General features: G+C 69.4%; 17 protein-coding genes and 1 tRNA gene. 9 read left to right on the forward strand and 9 right to left on the reverse strand.

The features are described 5' to 3' along the window. The first annotated feature begins 20 nt into the window (after positions 1–20). Together ACTH43_RS01060 and ACTH43_RS01065 are read left to right on the forward strand one after the other, a co-directional pair. Positions 21–434 carry a hypothetical protein gene (locus ACTH43_RS01060; RefSeq protein WP_441443077.1) on the forward strand — a complete coding sequence of 138 codons (414 nt, stop codon included), beginning with the start codon at positions 21–23 and terminating at the stop codon, positions 432–434. A 10-nt stretch (positions 435–444) separates the two neighbouring features. Next, positions 445–912, forward strand: coding sequence for an HD domain-containing protein (locus ACTH43_RS01065; RefSeq protein WP_441443078.1), 468 nt, complete (start codon positions 445–447; stop codon positions 910–912). Positions 913–1,132: 220 nt separating this feature from the next. On the opposite strand, the gene ACTH43_RS01070 is transcribed toward ACTH43_RS01065, so the two are convergent. After that, positions 1,133–1,204, reverse strand: a tRNA-Lys gene (locus ACTH43_RS01070). A 128-nt stretch (positions 1,205–1,332) separates the two neighbouring features. Next, complete coding sequence (locus ACTH43_RS01075; RefSeq protein ID WP_441443079.1) at positions 1,333–2,841, reverse strand: alanine/glycine:cation symporter family protein; 1,509 nt, start codon at positions 2,839–2,841, stop codon at positions 1,333–1,335. A gap of 275 nt (positions 2,842–3,116) precedes the next feature. On the opposite strand from ACTH43_RS01075, the gene ectA reads away from it, so the two are divergent. From ectA to ACTH43_RS01090, 3 genes are all read left to right on the forward strand, one after another. Continuing rightward, complete coding sequence (gene ectA / locus ACTH43_RS01080; protein ID WP_441443080.1) at positions 3,117–3,734, forward strand: diaminobutyrate acetyltransferase; 618 nt, start codon at positions 3,117–3,119, stop codon at positions 3,732–3,734. A gap of 93 nt (positions 3,735–3,827) precedes the next feature. Then, positions 3,828–5,147, forward strand: a complete 1,320-nt coding sequence (gene ectB, locus ACTH43_RS01085; protein WP_441443081.1) for a diaminobutyrate--2-oxoglutarate transaminase — start codon at positions 3,828–3,830, stop codon at positions 5,145–5,147. Between the two features lie 113 nt (positions 5,148–5,260). Next, the gene (locus ACTH43_RS01090) at positions 5,261–5,653 is read left to right on the forward strand and encodes an ectoine synthase (RefSeq protein ID WP_345076709.1); all 393 of its coding nucleotides are present in this window, start codon (positions 5,261–5,263) and stop codon (positions 5,651–5,653) included. A 108-nt stretch (positions 5,654–5,761) separates the two neighbouring features. On the opposite strand, the gene ACTH43_RS01095 is transcribed toward ACTH43_RS01090, so the two are convergent. Together ACTH43_RS01095 and ACTH43_RS01100 are read right to left on the reverse strand one after the other, a co-directional pair. Beyond that, positions 5,762–6,130: a GRAM domain-containing protein gene (locus tag ACTH43_RS01095; RefSeq protein ID WP_441443082.1), complete on the reverse strand. Its 369-nt coding sequence runs from the start codon at positions 6,128–6,130 to the stop codon at positions 5,762–5,764. Continuing rightward, positions 6,127–6,834, reverse strand: coding sequence for a hypothetical protein (locus ACTH43_RS01100; RefSeq protein ID WP_441443083.1), 708 nt, complete (start codon positions 6,832–6,834; stop codon positions 6,127–6,129). The genes ACTH43_RS01095 and ACTH43_RS01100 overlap by 4 nt, the downstream gene beginning before the upstream one ends. Positions 6,835–6,931: 97 nt before the next feature. Here ACTH43_RS01100 and ACTH43_RS01105 point away from each other — a divergent pair, with 97 nt between their 5' ends. Then, positions 6,932–7,585 carry an IMPACT family protein gene (locus ACTH43_RS01105; RefSeq protein WP_441443084.1) on the forward strand — a complete coding sequence of 218 codons (654 nt, stop codon included), beginning with the start codon at positions 6,932–6,934 and terminating at the stop codon, positions 7,583–7,585. A gap of 73 nt (positions 7,586–7,658) precedes the next feature. Here the strand turns inward: ACTH43_RS01105 and ACTH43_RS01110 are convergent, their stop codons facing one another. Beyond that, the gene (locus tag ACTH43_RS01110) at positions 7,659–7,982 is read right to left on the reverse strand and encodes a hypothetical protein (RefSeq protein ID WP_441443085.1); all 324 of its coding nucleotides are present in this window, start codon (positions 7,980–7,982) and stop codon (positions 7,659–7,661) included. 223 nt (positions 7,983–8,205) lie between these two features. Continuing rightward, entirely contained in the window at positions 8,206–8,490 is a 285-nt protein-coding gene (locus tag ACTH43_RS01115) for a GlsB/YeaQ/YmgE family stress response membrane protein (protein WP_441443086.1), read from the reverse strand. A 261-nt stretch (positions 8,491–8,751) separates the two neighbouring features. On the opposite strand from ACTH43_RS01115, the gene ACTH43_RS01120 reads away from it, so the two are divergent. Together ACTH43_RS01120 and ACTH43_RS01125 are read left to right on the forward strand one after the other, a co-directional pair. Further along, positions 8,752–12,696, forward strand: a complete 3,945-nt coding sequence (locus ACTH43_RS01120) for a Pls/PosA family non-ribosomal peptide synthetase (RefSeq protein WP_441443087.1) — start codon at positions 8,752–8,754, stop codon at positions 12,694–12,696. Positions 12,697–12,745: 49 nt separating this feature from the next. Continuing rightward, on the forward strand, positions 12,746–14,068 hold the full coding sequence (locus ACTH43_RS01125) for a M1 family metallopeptidase (RefSeq protein ID WP_441443088.1): 1,323 nt from the start codon (positions 12,746–12,748) through the stop codon (positions 14,066–14,068). Between the two features lie 134 nt (positions 14,069–14,202). On the opposite strand, the gene ACTH43_RS01130 is transcribed toward ACTH43_RS01125, so the two are convergent. Both ACTH43_RS01130 and nrdF read right to left on the reverse strand, forming a co-directional pair. Beyond that, positions 14,203–14,721: a 4'-phosphopantetheinyl transferase family protein gene (locus tag ACTH43_RS01130; RefSeq protein ID WP_441443089.1), complete on the reverse strand. Its 519-nt coding sequence runs from the start codon at positions 14,719–14,721 to the stop codon at positions 14,203–14,205. A gap of 117 nt (positions 14,722–14,838) precedes the next feature. Then, positions 14,839–15,807, reverse strand: a complete 969-nt coding sequence (gene nrdF / locus ACTH43_RS01135) for a class 1b ribonucleoside-diphosphate reductase subunit beta (protein WP_441443090.1) — start codon at positions 15,805–15,807, stop codon at positions 14,839–14,841. Between the two features lie 438 nt (positions 15,808–16,245). On the opposite strand from nrdF, the gene ACTH43_RS01140 reads away from it, so the two are divergent. After that, positions 16,246–17,694: a DUF418 domain-containing protein gene (locus ACTH43_RS01140; RefSeq protein WP_441443091.1), complete on the forward strand. Its 1,449-nt coding sequence runs from the start codon at positions 16,246–16,248 to the stop codon at positions 17,692–17,694. 24 nt (positions 17,695–17,718) lie between these two features. Here ACTH43_RS01140 and ACTH43_RS01145 read toward each other — a convergent pair whose 3' ends face one another. After that, the gene (locus tag ACTH43_RS01145; protein ID WP_441443092.1) at positions 17,719–19,125 is read right to left on the reverse strand and encodes a GntP family permease; all 1,407 of its coding nucleotides are present in this window, start codon (positions 19,123–19,125) and stop codon (positions 17,719–17,721) included. Positions 19,126–19,193 lie beyond the last annotated feature (68 nt).

The raw sequence follows: 19,193 nt of genomic DNA on the forward strand, positions 1-19,193 counted from the left end.
TCAACACCAAGGCGGAAACATTGAAGACCCAACTGAACATGACCGACACCAGGGTCTTGGGAAGCCCGTCGCCTGCTCACGCACCGTGGGCTGAATTCCCCTTCCCGGCCTACTGGGTCGATCACTTCCCCTCCAGCTCGTCGAGCCTGCCGGAGTTCATGGCCGTCGTGTACGACGAAGCCCAGTCGGCGCTATGGCTGGAGGCGATCAGCGATCTTGATGACGCCCTGACGAAGGCACTCGCAAGAACAAAGGCAGAGGGTGCCGGGCATGCGGTGGTGTACCGCTACGCAATCGCTCCGGGGGCCGTCGGCGCCAACTCACCCTCGGACTACTCCGTCTTGATCGACGGCTACTACGACCTGTCGGCCGCCGGTTTCGCCCATTGGGTGAGCGCCGTGGAGATTGCCGACACTCCCCCGACAATCGTTTAGGAGAAACACTGTGGAACTCAACGGCACAGACCTGCTCGACCTCGCAGAATCGCTCGCCCGTGATGCGCACGCCGGCCAGACCGACAAGCTCGGCAATGACTACATCGATCACCCGCGCCGCGTCATGGAGCGTGCACTGTTCATGGCCCCGTCGCAGGACCGCTTCGACTGCGCTGCTGCTGCCTGGCTGCATGACGTCGTCGAAGACTCGGATGTCTCGCTCGACGACCTGCGCCGGCAGGGTGTGCCCGATCGCGTCGTCGATGCTGTCGACCGCCTGACCAAGCAGCCCGGCGTCTCCCGAGCGGACTACTTCTCGCGCATCCGCGAGCATCAGATCGCCCGAATCGTGAAGGCTGCCGACCTCGCCGACAACTGCGACCCCTCGCGGTTCTCTCGGCTCCCGTTCCCCACTCAGTACCGTCTTTCCACCAAGTACTCCGAGTCCTGGGGACTGCTCATGGGAATGACCGCGTAGTCGCGGGCATCTCGAGCACCTGCCTCTGGTGGCAGAAGATCATCCCCACGCCAAGGACAGGCGTGGGGATCTTTCGTTCACGGGGCTGCGGGCTCCGTCGACGCCCAGCTGCTGTCACCCCTCGTCCCGCGCAGCACACACAGCCGCGTTGCTGTCAGCGTTGCTGTCATTGCCCATTTTGGGGCGAGGCCCGCAACCACGAACTGGGCTCCGACCAGGGTGGGCCCGGAGGGGATCGAACCCTCGACCCGCGGATTAAAAGTCCGATGCTCTACCACTGAGCTACAGGCCCGTGCCCGCCGAGCGGGCCAGATCATCTTAACGGCGCGCGAGCGGTGCCGAGGACGCCGGGGAGGCGGGCGTGGCCCACCTCCCCGGCGTCGGACGGCGCACCACCGGCGCAGCGCACCCCCGGGCGGCTCAGCGAGCGCTGGCCGGCTCCCGCTCCCGCACGTAGTCGCTGACGTCCACATCCTCCCAGACCTCGACGTTCTTGATCTCCGGCAGGTCGGAGGCCAGGAAGATGGGGTCCAGGCCCTGGGCGCGCTGGGCGTTGTAGTGCTTCAGCAGCGTGACCGCCGTGGGCGTGAGGATCGCGATCACCACCAGGTTGATGAGGGCGATGAACACCATGGACACCCCGGCGATGGTCCAGGCGAGGTCCACCGCAATCACGGAGCCGAGGAACACCAGCGCCACCACGGCGACGCCGAAGGCAACATGCCAGCCGCGCTTGGCGGTCAGGAAGTGCATATTCGCCTCGCCGTAGGAGAAGTTCCCCAGCACCGAGGTGAAGGCGAGCAGGAACATGATCACGGCGAGCAGCACCGCGGCCCAGGAGCCGAGGTTGGAGGCCAAGGACTCCTGCACCATCATCAGGCCCTCTCCGCCGACGGAGACGTCGGGGAAGGAGACCAGCACGATGAACCCGGTGATCGAGCAGATCAGCAGGGTGTCGAAGTAGACGCCGAGGGTCTGCACCAGGCCCTGCTTGACCGGGTGGCTCACCGAGGCGGTGGCGGCGACGTTGGGGACCGAGCCCATGCCGGCCTCGTTGGAGAGCATGCCGCGCTGGACGCCGTTGACGATGGCGGCACCGATGCCGCCGCCGATGACGGCCTGCGGGTTGAATGCCTCGGTGACGATCTGGCCCAGCACCCGGGGCAGCTCGCCGAGGTTCATGCCGACGATGATGATGCCGATGATCAGGTAGATCAGAGCCATGATCGGCACCATTCTCTGCGCGACCGAAGCCACCCGGCGCATGCCGCCGAAGATGATCCCGGCGGTGAGCAGCGCGAGCACCACGCCCAGCACGATCGGGAGCCAGGACAGGCCCTCAGGATCGGTGTAGAGCGCGACGGCGCCGGAGACGGCATCGACGATGGTGTTGGCCTGCAGCGAGGTGAAGGCGAAGGCGAAGCAGAAGATGAACAGGATCGCGAAGAACGCACCGAAGCCGCGACTGCCCAGCCCGCGGTGGATGTAGAACGCGGGGCCGCCCTTGTAGGTGTCCGCAGAGCGGGTCTTCCACAGCTGCGCGAGGGTGGACTCGATGAAGCTCGCCGCACCGCCGACGACGCACATGATCCACATCCACAGCAGCGCGCCCGGCCCGCCCAAGAAGATCGCCCCGGCCACGCCGGAGATGTTCCCGGTGCCCACGCGGGCGGCGGCGGAGACCGAGAAGGCCTGGAAGGCGCTGAGGGACTTGGTGCGCTCGGTGCGCTTACGCCCGCTGCCCACCGGCTCGCGCTGCGCCTTCTGGGTGATGGCGCCGAGCATCGCCGGGATCATCCGCAGCTGCACCGCACCGGTGCGGATCGTGAAGTAGAGACCGAGCACCACGACCACGGGCATCCCTGCCCAGGTCCAGAGCCAGCCCTCAGCATTTCCGAGGAACTCGTTCAGTGTTTCGAGGGGGTTCATGGGCACGAGAGTATCGAGGCGGCTCACGCAGGGACCGGACCCGCTCCCTGCTCGATCACCCGGCGAGACAGCGTTGTACCCGCGCGTGTACAGGCACGCGAAGCTGTGTCCCGCATCGCGCTCACGTGACGCACACCACAGCCGCTGTACGCCGGGTACGCGAATCGCCTGCTCAAAGACGGCATCGCCCCAGGTCGCCATGAATAGTCCACAGTTGTCCGACAATCTGATTCCCGGACGCCGGACAGTCACAGTTGCGTCACGACACTCCGAGGATGGCCCCCCGCAACCCCCCGGGGGACTGCACAAGCGTCACCGCTCTCGATACCGTTGACGGCGATATGGGCCCGTTGATGACGCACAGCGCAGACCACCCGTCCACCTCCGAGAAGACGACCGGACCAGGCTCCGACCTGGAATTCCGCCCTCCCACCATGGAGGAGGGCGCCGCCATGTGGCGGATCGCCCGCGACAGCGGCACGCTCGACCTGAACACCTCCTACGCCTACCTGCTGATGGCCCGCGACTTCGCGGCGACCACCCGCCTGGCGGTGCGTGAGGGAGAAGCTGTCGGGTTCGTGCTCGGCTACCTGCGACCTTCAGCGCCGCAGACCCTGTTCATCTGGCAGATCGCCGTGGACGAGTCCCAGCGCGGGCAGCGCCTCGCCGCCCGCCTGCTCGACGCCCTGCTGGCGGACCTCCCGCAGGTCGCCACGCTGGAGACCACCATCACGGCGGACAACGCCGCGTCCCAGCGGCTGTTCGCCTCCTTCGCCGAGCGCCATGGCGCCGAGCACACGATCGAGCCCCTCATCGAGGAAGCGCACTTCCCCGACCCCGGGCACGGCGCCGAGCTGCTGCACGTGATCAGCGGACTGCACGCCGGGACCTGAGCCCGAATCCCCACGAACCACCCGTCGGCGCGGGCGCTTCCGTGCGCCCACGCGCCATCCACAGACCAACGAACCACCACCCAGGGAGATGTCATGACCATGACTGCACCGACCGAGACCACCGTGAAGCCCGAGCTGACCGACGAGGTCAGCGCCCCCACCGTCGACCCGACCGAGCTCGAGTCCGGCGTCCGCAGCTACTCGCGCGGCTGGCCCACCGTGTTCACCCACGCCAAGGGCTCCGTGCTGACCAGCGAGGACGGACGCGAGTACATCGACTTCTTCGCCGGTGCCGGCACCCTGAACTACGGGCACAACCACCCCGAGCTCAAGAAGGTCGTCATCGACCACTACCTCGAGGATCGGGTGGTGCACGGCCTGGACATGTTCACCGACGTGCGCCGCGAGTTCCTGCAGACCTTCGACGCGAAGATCCTGAGGCCCCGCGGCCTGGACTACAAGGTCGCCTTCCCCGGCCCCGGCGGCACCAACGCCGTCGAGGCGGCGCTGAAGCTGGCCCGCAAGGTCACCGGGCGCGAGTCCGTCATCAGCTTCACCAACGCCTTCCACGGCATGACCCTCGGCGCCCTGTCCGTCACCGGCAACTCGATGAAGCGCGGCGGCGCCGGGATCCCCCTGGTGCACGCCACCCCGATGCCCTTCGACGACTACTTCGGCCAGGTCGTTCCGGACTTCATGTACCTCGAGAGCCTGCTCTCCGACGACGGCAGCGGCCTGAACAAGCCCGCCGCCGTGATCGTCGAGACCGTCCAGGGCGAGGGCGGCATCAACGCCGCCCGCGCGGACTGGCTGCGCGGCCTCTCCGCGCTGTGCAAGAAGCACGACATCCTGATGATCGTGGACGATATCCAGATGGGCTGTGGCCGCACCGGAGGGTTCTTCAGCTTCGAGGAGGCCGGGATCGAGCCGGACATGGTGACCCTCTCGAAGTCCATAAGCGGCTACGGCCACCCGCTCGCGCTCACGCTGATCAAGCCCGAGCTCGACATCTGGGAGCCCGGCGAGCACAACGGCACCTTCCGCGGCTTCGGCCCCGCCTTCGCGACCGCCACCAAGGCGATCGACCTGTTCTGGAGCGATGACGAGCTCGAGAAGTCCACCATCGCCAAGGGCGCCTACGTGGAGAGCCGCTTCAACCGCATCGCCGCCAAGCACCTCCAGCACGAGCTGATCGTCAAGGGCCGCGGCCTCGCCCGCGGTCTGCAGATGCCCGATGGCGAAATCGCCGGGAAGATCGCCGCCCGCGCCTTCGAGGAGGGCCTGCTGGTGGAAACCTCCGGCCCCTCCGACGAGGTCGTCAAGCTGCTGCCCGCGCTCACCATCCCCGATGAGCTGCTCGCCCGCGGCCTGGACATCATCGAGGCCGCCGTCGACGAGGCGCTCGCCGCCTGAGACCGCTCTTCCGTCGGCCCGCCTGCACCAGAGGGCGGGCCGACGGTCTGCGCCGGGCACCGAACGCCTGCGCAGAACCCCTGACCTGGACCATCCACCGGAAGGACACCCCCATGCTCGTTCGCTCGCTCGCCGAGGTCGAAGGCACCGACGCCGACATCAAGTCCGACACCTGGCGCTCCAAGCGCATCATCCTGGCCAAGGAGGGCGTGGGCTTCTCCGTCCACGAGACCACGCTGTACGAGGGCACCGAGAGCTACTTCTGGTACGCCAACCACATCGAGGCCGTCTTCATCACCCACGGTGAGGGCGAGATCGAGGACCTGGCCACCGGTGAGGTGCACCAGCTCGCACCGGGCACCCTCTACCTGCTCAACGACCACGACAAGCACAAGGTGCGCGTCCGCAAGGAGATCCGCTGCGTGTGCGTGTTCAACCCGCCGGTCACCGGCCGCGAGGTCCACGACGAGAACGGCGTGTACCCGCTGATCACCGAGGACGCCTGAGCACGGCAACGGTTGAGCGCTGAGCCTCAGCGCCCCGCATGACGGAGCCCGGCAGGACCGATGTCCTGCCGGGCTCCGTCATGTCCTGCGTCGTGTCCAGCGGCGGATTCAGCGGGCGGGTGCTCCGCCCCCGCGGGCATGGGTGATCGCGGCGATCCAGGCGGCCCGGCCGGTGACCACGAAGCTGCGCACCGTGCCGTCCCGCAGGGCGATGGCGATCGAGTTCGGCAGCAGCGGAAGCACCCCGAGCAGCTTCGTCCAGGCGGTGCCGACCTCGGCGACCAGTGAGAGCGGCAGCTCTGAGGGGCCGCTGCGCACATTGAACGAGTGAGCGATGAACACCAGGCGCGCGGTGGTCAGGAACAGCTTCCCGCCCGCCGTCTCGGCGCCGCGCTGCATGTTCGCACTCCCGCTGCGCACGAGGGACTCCCCCGCGGCGAGGGGGAACGGGAGGACCGCGGGATCCTCGATGCTCACGCCGTGCGCCGACGCACGATCAGCAGGATCACACCGATCGCCAGCAGCAGGAAGCCGAGTGCCCCGCCGCCGATGCCCAGGAAGATCCCGCCGACTCCGGCCAGGATCCCTCCAACAGAAGCCGGCGGGCCGACCGCGACAGGGGTGCCGCCGCAGTCGATGGTGTATTCGCCGCCCTCTTCCGCAGTGAAGGAGTCGACGGACACCCAGCTCGTCTCGCCGTCCTGGAAGCTGCTGCTCTGCGAGGTGCCTGCACCGACTGCAGGACCGTCCACCATGCAGGTCGGGGTCGGTGTGCCCTCCTCGACGTAGATCTGGAACGTCTCGTCGGCCTCGGCGATGACTGTGCCGCTGCCGCTGTCGAACTCCTCGAGCTCGCTGATGTCACCGATGGCGCCGCCGATGCCTACCACCGCCAGGATCACGCCGATGATCACGCTGAGGGCGAGGATCACGGAGCCGAGGATGATCAGGACCTTCGGCGCCTTGGACGGCTTCTTCACGGGTGCGCCGGGGCCGCCCTGGGGCGCGGAGTAGCCGGCGCCGGATCCTGCATAGCCGCCGTCGGGCGCGGAGTAGCCGCCCTGGGGGCCGGTGCTCTGGCGCCCGGGCTCGCCCGGGGAGGGCATGCCGCCCTGCGCGGGGATGCCGTGCTGGGGGGACAGCGGGCGGGACGATGGCTGCTCAGAGGGAGGCTGGGTCACGGGGAGCTCCTGACGTTCTCGAGGGCGACGGGGCCAGGCTACCGTCCGCCTACCGCCCGCCCGCAAGGCCGCTCCCCTGCGGCCTAGACTCGCCTTCATGCCCGATCCCTTCGTCCTCGCCGCCGATGTCGAGACCGAGCTGGTCGAGAAGCGCTCCCGGTTCCTCACCCGGCTGCACCGTGTCCAGGAGGTCGAGCAGGCCGATGTTCTGCTGCGCGCGGCCCGGACGCAGCACCCCGATGCCCGCCATCACTGCACCGCCCTGGTGCTGGGCGAGACCGCGGAGCGGGCGGAGATGCACCGCTCGAACGACGATGGCGAACCGTCCGGGACCGCGGGGATGCCGATGCTGCAGTCCCTGCTGCATGCGCGCCTGGTGGACACCTTCGCGATCGTGATCCGCTACTTCGGCGGGGTGAAGCTCGGTGCGGGAGGGCTGGTGCGCGCCTACACCGCCGGGGTCGAGCTGGCGGTCACGGCGGCGACCCTGCTGCGCCGCACCGAGCTGGTGATCGCGCAGATCGAGGTGCCCCCGGCGGAGGTCGGCATCGCCGAGAACTCGGTGCGCCTCTGGGCCGCCGCCCGTGGCGCTGCGGTCGTGCCGACGCAGTACTCCGCCCGCAGCGCGCTGCTGACGGTGCTGGTCGCGCCCGAGAACTTCGACGAGCTCGCGGCGGACACCGCCCGCTGGTCCTCAGGGCGCCGCACCGTCGAGGACGCAGGGCGGCGCACGGCCGACGTCCCGCTCTGAGCGCCCGGGGCTTCGAGCACCGCGAGCTCCGAGCGCTGGCGGCTCCGCGCACCGGGGGCTCTGAGCTTCGTGCTCAGATGTCGTCCTCCGCCGGAGGCCCGCCCTCGTTCTCCCAGTTCTCCAGCCGCTTCACGGTGCGCGGATTGAACTTCTGACGCACGCCATGGCCGAAGCCGGCGTGCTCATCCGCCGGCAGCAGTTCGATGCCAAACTCCTCGAGCGCGACGTGGAGCCGCTGCTCCTGCTCCGGTGTGAGGACGCGGAGCCCGCGCTCCAGGCCACGCAGGTGCTCGACCTCCAGGCCCGACTGCTCGGAGAGGTCGAGGAGGGAGACCTGGGCGAGGGCCCGCGCAGCCCGGGCCAGATCCGCGGTGATCAGGGGCGCTGTAGTGGTCATGACTCCAGACTGGCTCATTGCGCAGGAAAGCACCAGGGCACAGCCGGGCAGGACCAGACGGGAGCCGGCCGGGGCGGGGCGGGGAGAGCAGGCGGGAGCGGGATAGTGCGCACGAGAGCGTGCAGGCCGGGGCATGACAACGGCGCCGCCCCGGAAGATCCGGGACGGCGCCGTCGAGGGTGCGGCGCCCTTAGGCGCACGCGTCAATCAGTCAATCAGAAGCTCAGGCGCGGTTCTTCGTCGCGAGGCTGTAGATGAACATGACGATCAGGGCGCCGATGACGGCGAGCAGGATCGTCCAGAGGCTCCACGGGTTCTCCATGATGCCGCTGATGCCCGAGCCACCGAGGAGACCGCCGATGAAACCGCCGACGATCGCGCCGATGACGCCGAGGACGATGGTCGTCCCGAGTCCCATGGACTGCTTGCCGGGCATGAGGGCCCGAGCGATGAGACCGATGAGCGCGCCGATGATGATCCAGGAGATGATGAGTCCGATGAGGCCCATTGTCGAATGTCCTATCTACGAGGGGAAGAGAAGGGTACAGCCACACCATTCTGGTCGTTTCCCCTCGCCTCTTCGCGCAGGACTGTGAACACGCTGGTCACAGAGGCGACCGAGTGGTCCATAAACCGTTATTGAAACTTGGGTCACCTTGTGTGCGGGAACTTCGGGGAGCCCCGATTACCCTCTTCTCGCGTCTCGCCCACCACCCGCTGGTCCGCTCCTGGACGGTTCCGCGTCATCTTGAGGGGACACACTTCTGCTGTGAATGACTTTGCACATCTCCTGCCCGAGCTGCTCGCCGGGAACAGGGCGCCCGCGCCGACCACTTTGGTGGCGCTCTTCCGCCAGGTCGTGGCGGAGTCCGGGGACGCCCCCGCCGTGGACAGCGGGCTGGACACCCTGACCTATTCCGAGCTGGACCGGGCCGCGACCGAGCTCGCCGCCCGCCTCGCCGACCAGGGCGTGCGCCCTGGCGACAAGGTGGGGGTGCGGATCAAGTCCGGCACCACCGATCTGTACGTCGCGATCCTCGGCATCCTGGTCGCCGGCGCCGCTTACGTCCCGGTCGATGCTGACGATCCCGATGAGCGCGCCCGGGTGGTGTTCGAGGAATCCGCGTCTGTCGCCGTGATCGGCAACGACCTGGTCATCACGCCCACTGCCGTCGGCCGCGCAGCCACCACAGATGGCGACAATGTTGGCGACACTGTTGGCGAGACAGCTGGCGACACAGCTGGTGACGCGACCGTCGGGCTGCGCGAGGTCGAACCCGGGGACGATGCCTGGGTCATCTTCACCTCCGGCTCCACCGGGAAGCCCAAGGGGGTGGCGGTCACCCACCGCAGCGCCGCCGCCTTCGTGGAGGCCGAATCACGGATGTTCCTTCAGAACTCCCCGATCGCCCCCGGCGACCGGGTGATGGCCGGGCTCTCCGTGGCCTTCGACGCGAGCTGCGAGGAGATGTGGCTGGCCTGGGCGTACGGAGCGTGCCTGGTGCCCGCGCCGCGCTCGCTGGTGCGCTCGGGCGTGGACGTCGGCCCCTGGCTGTCCGCCAACCGCATCAGCATCGTCTCCACCGTGCCCACCCTGGTGTCGCTGTGGCCGGACAGCGCACTGACCGAGGTGAGACTGCTGATCATGGGCGGGGAAGCCTGCCCGCCCGAGCTCGCGGCGCGGCTCCAGGCCCCTGGCCGCGAGGTCTGGAACACCTACGGCCCCACGGAGGCGACCGTCGTGGCCTGCGGCGCGATCCTCGACGGGACCGACCCGGTGAGAATCGGACTGCCGCTGGATGGCTGGGACCTCGCCGTGGTCGATGCCGAGGGGCGGCCCGTGCCCGCAGGCGCCTCCGGCGAGCTGATCATCGGCGGCGTGGGCCTGGCCCGCTACCTCGATCCGGAGAAGGACGCGGAGAAGTACGCCCCGATGCCGACTCTCGGCTGGGACCGCGCCTACCGTTCGGGCGACATCGTGCAGAACGACCCCGCGGGGCTGCTGTTCGCAGGCCGGGCCGACGACCAGATCAAGCTCGGCGGCCGCCGCATCGAACTCGGCGAGATCGACGACCAGCTGCTGCGCCTGCCCGGCGTGGTAAGCGCCGCTGCCGCCGTGCGCTCCACGAAGTCCGGCAACCAGCTCCTGGTCGGCTACCTCACCGTCGACGCCGGCTATGACGCCACGATCGCCAAGGAGCTGCTGCGCCAGCGGATGCCCGCCGCGCTGGTGCCGCGCCTGGCGGTGATGGACGAGCTGCCCACCCGCACCTCGGGGAAGATCGATCGCGACGCGCTGCCCTGGCCGCTCGCGCGCCGCGGAGCACCTTCAGCGGCATTGTCCGGCACCGCCGCCTGGATCGCAGAGATCTGGGGCGAGGTGCTCGGCGCCGAGGCCACCTCCGGAAGCGATGACTTCTTCGACTTCGGCGGCGGCTCCCTCACCGCCGCGCAGGTGGTCAGCCGGCTGCGGGAGAAGCATGCCGAGCTCGCCGTCGGCGACATCTACGCCCATTCCACCCTCGCCTCCCTGGCCGCGTACCTCGACGAGATGGGCACCTCCGCGGTGGCGAGCGACCGCACCGTGGCGCCGCTGCGACGCCGCACCCAGGTCGCCCAGCTGCTCGCGCTGGTGCCGCTGCGGGCGCTCGCGGCACTGCGCTGGATCACCTGGCTGATGCTCGCCTCCACCCTCGGCGCGGCCCTCACCGATCTGCCCTGGCTGGTGGCCTTCCCGCTGTGGCTGGTGATCCCGCTGGCCGTGGTGATGCTGCTGCCGCCCGGTCGGATGATGCTCGCCGCACTGCTGGCACGGGTGCTGCTGCGCGGGGTGCGGCCGGGCAGCCACCCCCGCGGCGGCCGAGTCCATCTGCGGCTGTGGCTGGCGGAGAAGGTCCAGGAGGAGCTCGGGGCGACGAACCTCGCCGGCGCCGCCTGGTTCCCGCTGTACGCGCGCCTGCTCGGGGCGCGCCTCGGCAAGGACGTGGACCTGCACACCCTGCCCCCGGTGACCGGGATGCTGGAGATCGGTGACGGCGCCTCGATCGAGCCCGAGGTCGACCTCGCCGGCTACTGGATCGATGGCGACCGGCTGCGGATGGGACAGATCCGGATCGGCGAGCGCGCCCGCGTCGGGGCCCGCAGCCTGCTCGGTCCCGGCGCGAAGATCGGCCCGGAGGCGGAGGTCGCGCCCGGCTCCGCCGTGCTCGGCACCGTCCCGGCGGGCGAGTTCTGGTCCGGCTCCCCGGCCGAGCGCCAGGCGAAGGCCCGCGGTCCCTGGTCCACCGACGCCCCGCGGCGCCGTCCGCTCTGGCTGCTGGCCTTCGCCGCGCTCTCCGTCCTGATCGCCGCTCTGCCGGTGGTGGCGATGCTGACCGGCGCGGCGGTGCTGCTGCCGGCCGTGCATGACACCGACAGCTTCGGTGCGGCGGTGCTCGCCGCGCTGCCCTGGCTGCCGCTCGCGGCACTCGCGGGCTTCGGCGCTCTGATAGTGCTGGTCGTGGTGCTGACCCGGTTGCTGGCGCTCGCGATCCGGCCCGGTCACCACCCGGTCCGCTCCGCGGCCGGGGTGTCCATCTGGGGGACGCTGCGCCTGCTCGACGAGGCGCGCACCTGGCTGTTCCCGATCTATGCCGGGGCGCTCACCCCGCTCTGGCTGCGCCTGCTGGGCGCCAAGGTGGGCAAGGGCGCGGAGATCTCCACGGTGCTGCTGATCCCGAGCCTCGTGCAGGTGGGTGAGCATTCCTTCCTGGCCGACGACACCTTGGTGGGCTCCTATGAGCTGGGCGGCGGCTGGATCCGGGTGGAGCACGTCAAGGTCGGCAAGCGCGCCTTCGTAGGCAACTCCGGGATGCTCGCCGCCGGGCGCAAGGTCCCCAAGCAGTCGCTGGTCGCGGTGCTCTCTGCCGCGCCGCGGCGCAAGACCGCGAAGGCCGGCACCTCCTGGCTGGGCAGCCCGCCCCGCAAGCTGCGCCGCACGGAGGGCGAGCACGACTCCTCCCTCACCTACGACCCGCCCACCGGCCTGCTCGTGCAGCGCGGGCTGGTCGAGACCGGCCGCATCGTGCCGCTGCTGCTGGCCCTGCTGCTCCCGGTGGCCGTCGGCGCAGTGCTGTTCGCGCTGCTGCTGCAGGACAGCTGGGGAGTCATCGCCGCGGTGGTCCTCGGCGGTCCGGTGATGCTCGCAGCCGGAATCCTCGCCGCCGGGATCACGGTGGTGGCCAAATGGATGATCATCGGCAAGCACCGTCCGGGCGAGCACGCCCTGTTCACGCCCTATGTGTGGCGCTCCGAGCTGGCCGACACCTTCACCGAGGTGCTCGCGGCCCCCTGGTTCGCGAATATCACCGCCGGCACCGCGGCGCTGAACCTGTGGCTGCGACTGCTCGGTGCGAAGATCGGGCCGGGCGTCTGGTGCGACCCGTACTGGCTGCCGGAGACGGACCTGGTGACCCTCGGCGCCGGCTCCACGATCAACCGCGGCTGCGTGGTCCAGACCCACCTCTTCCAGGACCGAGTGCTGAGCATGGACACCGTCACCCTGGGCGAGGGTGCCACCCTGGGCCCCGGCGGCGTGATCCTGCCGGCGGCGTCGATCGATCGGCACGCGACCGTCGGCCCCGTCTCGTTGGTGATGCGGGGCGAACGCGTACCACCCGGCACCCGCTGGACGGGCAACCCGATCGGCCCCTGGGAAGAAGAGGACGGCGCATGAGCACCCTCCGTCGACGAACTGTGAGGAACGAACGGGAGGAGATGGACGCATGAGCGCTACTGCCACGGGCAGCGATCCGTACGTCCCCCGGCATGGGGACTCGAACTTCGAGGTGCTCCACTACGACCTGAACCTCGCCTACCGGGTCGAGGGAAATCGGCTGGACGGGGACGCGACGCTGACCTGCCGGGTCCTGGAGGAGGCCGACGCCCTCCACCTCGACCTCCACGGCCTGCATCCCCAGAAGGTGTTCGTGGACGGCCGGGCGCACGGCTTCACCCATCTGCGCGGACGGCTCACGGTGAAGCTCCCGCTGAGCCTCGGAACAGAGCTGACCGTGCGGGTGAAGTACTCCGGCAAGCCCCGCCCGGTGTCCACGCGGGCCCTCGGCTCGGCCGGCTGGGAGGAGCTGGAGGATGGCGTGATCGTCGCCGCGCAGCCGCATGGAGCGCCGACCTGGTTCCCCTGCAACGACCGCCCCGACAACAAGGCGACCTACGCGATCACGCTCTCGGCGCCGCCCGGGTACACCGTCGCCGTCTCCGGGGAGCTGCAGGGCACCAGCCGCAAGGGCAACGCGGTGACCTGGTCCTACCAGCAGACCGTGCCGATGCCGACCTACCTCGCCACCGTCCAGATCGGGCGCTACCGAACGCTCGAGCAGGCGGGCGCACCGGTGCCGGTGCGCACGATCGCCCCGCGGGAGCTCAGCGTCGCGGACCTCGAGGGCTCCTTCGCCCTGCAACCCGCGATGCTCACCTTCTTCACGGGTCTGTTCGGGGACTACCCCTTCGCCTCCTACACCGCGGTGATCACCGAGGACGAGCTGGAGATCCCGCTGGAGTCCCAGGGACTGTCGACCTTCGGCAGCAACTTCGTGGACACCGCCTGGGAGAGCGTGCGACTGATCGCGCACGAGATGTCCCACCAGTGGTTCGGCAACTCGGTCACGCTCGAGCGCTGGCAGGACATCTGGCTCCATGAGGGCTTCGCCTGCTACTGCGAATGGCTGTGGGCAGAGGAATCCGGGGTCTCGACCGTCCGGGCGGAGGTCGAGAAGCACCACACGCTGCTGGCCGACCTGCCGCAGGACGATCTGCAGCTCGCCGACCCGGGCCCCGCGCTGATGTTCGACGACCGGGTCTACAAGCGCGGCGCCCTCGCGGTGCATGCGCTGCGCCTGCACCTCGGGGATGCACGTTTCTTCGAGATCATCAGGGGCTGGCTCACGGAGCATCGCGCCGGCAGCGTGACCACCGAGCTGTTCCTCGAGCATGTGCGGCGCGAGGCCGGCGAGGAGACCGCCGCGCTGCTGTCGCCGTGGCTGTTCGAGACCGCGCTGCCGCCGTGCCCGGTGGCCGTCAGGGCGTGATAGTCGGGGCCCGGGCTCCGCTCGCCTGGGTGTCCGGCCGTTCAATGAATTGCGTATCCGCAAATCTCTCAACAAGCGGACATCACACCAAGCGGGCAGTCCACCACGCGGGCAGGTCACCCCGCCCTCGTGGATCAGAGCCGGGCGAGGGCGGCGACGTGGCCGGGCGGCGCCGGCAGGTCCTCCACCGCGAAGTCCGCCAGGCGCAGTTCACTCATCGGGGTCTGCATCCCCGTCCCGAGGGCCTTGAGCACCGCCTCCTTGCGGGCCCAGAGCACGGCGCGCTCTGGCGGGTCCGCGCGTGCAGCGGCGGCCCGTTCGCTCGGATGCAGCATCAGCTCCGGGTCCCAGCCGCGGCCGACGGCGGCGATCGATTCGAGGTCGACGCCGACGGGTCCACCGGGATTCACCGCCGTCATCAGGTGCTCCCCGCAGCGGGTGAGGCTCACCGGGACCTCGTCCCGTCGGCCCCGCGCTCGGGCCCAGGGACGGCCGTGCGACGAGGAGCCGCAGCGCGGACAGGAACGCCCCACCAGCACGTCCGTCGGCGGGAGTCCGAGCAACTCGGCGACGCGAGCGCGCAGGATCGCATCCGGATCCTCCTCCAACCGATGCAGGCGGACGATCCCGGCGGCGTCCAACGGTGCTGTCATGCCGCGCCCTTCTGTCTGCGAGCCTATCTGCGAGCCTGAGTGCGAGCCTGCCAGTGACGTCCTCGACATGCAGGACGGGCCGGGCGTGATCGCCCGGCCCGTCCTGTCATGAGGGGATCAGAAGTCCCAGTCGTCGTCTTCGGTCTCGACGGCCTTGCCCATCACGTAGCTCGAGCCCGAGCCGGAGAAGAAGTCGTGGTTCTCGTCGGCGTTCGGGGACAGCGCGGAGAGGATCGCCGGGTTCACCTGGACGGAGTCCTGCGGGAACAGACCCTCGTAGCCGAGGTTCATCAGCGCCTTGTTGGCGTTGTAGCGCAGGAAGACCTTGACGTCCTCGGTCCAGCCGACGGGATCGTAGAGGTCCTCGGTGTAGACCTCTTCGTTCTCGTACAGCTCCAGCAGCAGCGAGAAGGTGTAGTCCTTCAGCTCCGCCTTGCGCTCGGCCGAGAACTTCTCGACGGCCTTCTGGTACTTGTAGCCGATGTAGTAGCCGTGGACGGCCTCATCACGGATGATCAGCCGGATGATGTCCGCGGTGTTGGTCAGCTCGCCGTGGCTGGAATAGCGCATCGGCAGGTAGAACCCGGAGTAGAACAGGAACGACTCCAGCAGCACCGAGGCGATCTTCCGCTTCTCCGGATCGTCACCCTCGTAGTAACCCATGATGATCTGGGCCTTCTTCTGGAGCTGCGTGTTCGTCGCACCCCACTCGAAGGCCTCGTCGATCTGCTTGGTGCTGGCCAGGGTCGAGAAGATCTGGCTGTAGGACTTCGCGTGCACCGATTCCATGAACGCGATGTTCGTGTACACCGCCTCCTCATGGGGGGTGACGGCATCCGGGATCAGGGAGATCGCGCCCACGGTGCCCTGCACCGTGTCCAGCAGGGTGAGCCCCGTGAACACGTGCATCGCCATCGTCTGCTCCTCGGGGGAACGACGGCTCCAGGACTGGATGTCGTTGGACAGCGGCACCTTCTCGGGCAGCCAGAAGTTACCGGTCAGGCGGTCCCAGACCTCCTGATCCTTGGGATCGGGGATCCGGTTCCAGTTGATGGCCTGGATCGTCGCGTTCAGGTGGTCTTTCACCGCAGCCTCACTGTCGTCGAAGGGGTCGTCCGGTCGGCGCAGAGGCGCACGGGACCGTTCTCTTCCAGTCTAGGCATCGGCCCGCGCTCGGCGGGGGCCCGGCAGGCCGACGGGGCGGTGGCAATGCCCACCCCGGTCGGCGCTCGGCGTCCCTTGACTCCCGTGCTTGTCTCGGGGCGGGCGGCCGGGTCAGACGACGGCGGTCATCCCGCCGCCGACGTAGAGCTCCTGGCGAAGGCGGGGTTCTTCGGGCCAACGCCTCGGCGGGGGTCTGAGCGGGGGTGCTCTGGACGATGTCGGCAGCTGGCTCGAGAGATGACGGGAGACCGACCTTCGTCGCGTGCCGGCGACCCGCAGGCGCAGGTAGGTTCGAGGCGCTCCACCGTCGGGGCCGCTCCGTCCCGGCACCGCCCGCCAGACCAGACCGAAAGGCCCGTTGTGAGCAGCTCGGCCGCCCCGTCCTCGGACCAGACCTCGCCTTCAGCTCCGGCCCGCGCGGGCGCCGCACGCCCGCACGCCGCCCCCCGTTCCCTGGCCCCGGACATCGCCCGCGGGCTGATGCTCGCGCTGATCGCGATCGCGAACGTCTCCTGGTTCCTGTGGGGGCATGAGGGCGGCGTCGGGATGACCCCGCACGTGCCGGCGCTCGGCCCGGCGGATTCCGTGGTGCAGTTCGTAATGACGGTCGCGGTCGATCACCGGGCGATGCCGCTGTTCGCCTTCCTGTTCGGTTACGGCATGGTGCAGTTCTACCGCTCGCGCATCGATCGCGGGATGGAGCCGCGGATCGTGCGACTCATGATGCGCAGGCGGCACTGGTCGATGCTGCTGCTCGGCTTCCTGCACGCGGCGCTGCTGTTCTACGGGGACATCCTCGGCGCTTATGCGGTGGCGGCCCTGCTGGGGGTGTGGCTGCTCTTCGGTCGGCGCACCCGCACGCTGATCATCTGGGCGAGCGTGATCGGCGGGGTGATGGTGTCCTACGCCGTGTTCAGCATCGTCGGCGCGCTGGGGATCATGTTCTTCGCCCCGCCGGAGGTGCTGATCGACATGCAGCAGGGGGCGACCACACCCTTCGCCAACGACTGGTTGCGGGACCTCGCCTACGCCCAGCCGTACCTGGTCTCGATGCTGACCCGGGCCGGGATGTGGGTGGTCAGCATGGTGCCGGCCGCCGCCTTCGGCGCCCCGCTGCCGATCCTGCTGGGCTGGATCGGCGCCCGCGCCCGGCTGCTCGACGAGCCCTGGCGCCATACCCGCACGCTGCGACGCCTCGCAGTCTCCGGTATCGCGATCGGCTGGCTCACCGGCCTGCCCGAGGCCCTCGTGATCATCGGCGTCCTGCCGGTGCCGGAGGCGTTGAGCTGGACCTTCCTGGGCCTGACCTCCGTGGGAGGGATCTGCTGCGGGATCGGTTACGCAGCCGCTTTCGGCCTGCTCGCGATGCGCCTGGAGAAGCGGCCCACGGTGGAGGTGACGCCGGAGGCGGCGCCCGACAAGGCTCAGCGCAGAGCCGTGCGCGCCGAGCGGGCTGCGGCCCATGCGGCGCTCTCCCCTGCTGAGCGCGCCTACGGCGCCCTCGCCGCGGAGGCCCCCTCCACGGCGGCGGCGCCGACCGGGCTCGTACGGGCGCTCTCGGCCGTCGGCCAGCGCTCGCTGACCTTCTACCTGTTCCAGTCGCTGCTGCTGGCACCGCTGCTGGCGGCCTGGGGCCTGGGGCTCGCGCCGCACCTCAGCACCGCGTCCGCCGTCGCTGTCGCGCTCGGCGTCTGGCTGCTCTCGCTGCCGCTCGCCGCCTGGATGGACTCCCGGGGATTGCGCGGGCCCGCCGAGGTCCTGCTGCGCCGGATGACCTACGGGAAGCACGATCCGCGGGGCCGGTCCTGACCGGTCCGGCCCCGTGGCGTGACCTCAGGCGATCGCGGACGCGACGCCGAACAGCACCAGCGACAGGATGAAGCCGACGATGGCCATCGCACCCTGGATCAGGGTCCAGGTGGACAGGGTCTGCTTCATGTCCATCCCGAAGAATCGGCTGACCAGCCAGAAGCCCGAGTCGTTGACGTGCGAGAAGCCCACCGAGCCGGCGGACATCGCCATCACGATCGCCACGACCTGGAGCTGGGAGAAGTCGCTGGCGGCGATCACGCCCACCATCAGCGATGCCGCCGTCGTCAGGGCCACGGTGGCCGAGCCCTGGGCGATGCGGACGATCTGGGCGATCAGGAACGCCGCCACGATCACCGGCAGTCCGATGTCGTTGAGCGATCCGGCGACCGCATCACCGATCCCGGTCACTCGCAGCACCCCACCGAACATGCCGCCGGCACCGGTGACCAGCACCACCGAGCAGATCGGCCCCAGTGCGGAGTCGGTGATCTTCTCGATCAGGTTCCCCTTCTTGCCCGCTCCCCAGCCGAGGACGAACATCGAGACCACCACAGTGATCAGCAGCGCGACCGGAGTCTCACCCAGCAGGCGCAGTCCGGAGACGACCGGGTCGGCGAGGAACGCCTCCGGATCCGGCCGTGCGGCGCCGGCGGTGTTCAGCCCGGTGTTGAGCAGGATCAGCAGCAACGGCAGGATCAACAGGCTGATGATCGTGCTCACCCGTGGGTTCGACTCGAAGCCGGTCTTCTCCGACGTGCTGTCGAGGATCGTGGGGATCGGGACGTCCAGGCGCATGCCCAGTCGCGGGGCCAGCAGGATGCCGACCAGATACCAGATGATCACTGCGAATACGATTCCGACGAGCATCACCAGGCCGATGTCGGCGCCGACGATGCTGGAGGCGGCCACCGGGCCGGGGTGAGGCGGGGCGAAGATGTGCATCGCGCTGAACGCCACCGCCGAGGGCAGGGCGATGGACAGGAACGATCCGCCGACACGGCGCGCGACGGCGTAGATGATCGGCAGCATCACCACGAGGCCGGCGTCGAAGAAGATGGGGAAGCCCATCAGCAGGCTGGCCAGCGACAGGCCGAGGCCGGCCCGCTTCTCCCCGGCCAGGTCGATCATCCGGTCGGCGAGCAGCTGCGCACCGCCGGAGGTCTCGATCATCCGCCCCAGCATCGCGCCGAGCGCGACCAGCAGCATCACGTTGCCGAGCGTGGAGTTGAATCCGAAGCCGAGGGCATCCATGAGGCTGCCGGGGGCGATGCCGGCGATGAGCGCCGTGCCGATCGAGGTGATCATCAGGGCCAGGAAGGCGTGGATCTTGAACGCCATGATCATGACCAGCAGCACGGCCACGGCGGAGACTGCCAGGATCAGCAGTCCCGCCGTGCCCAGCTCCCAGTTCAGGACGAGGTCTTCCATGAGGGGCTCCTAGCGGAGGAGGGGAAGAGACGTCGCGCCCCTGGGACCGGGACGCGGCGGTGAGGGTT

Source organism: Brachybacterium sp., from assembly GCF_052095815.1.
Taxonomy (GTDB): Bacteria; Actinomycetota; Actinomycetes; order Actinomycetales; family Dermabacteraceae; genus Brachybacterium.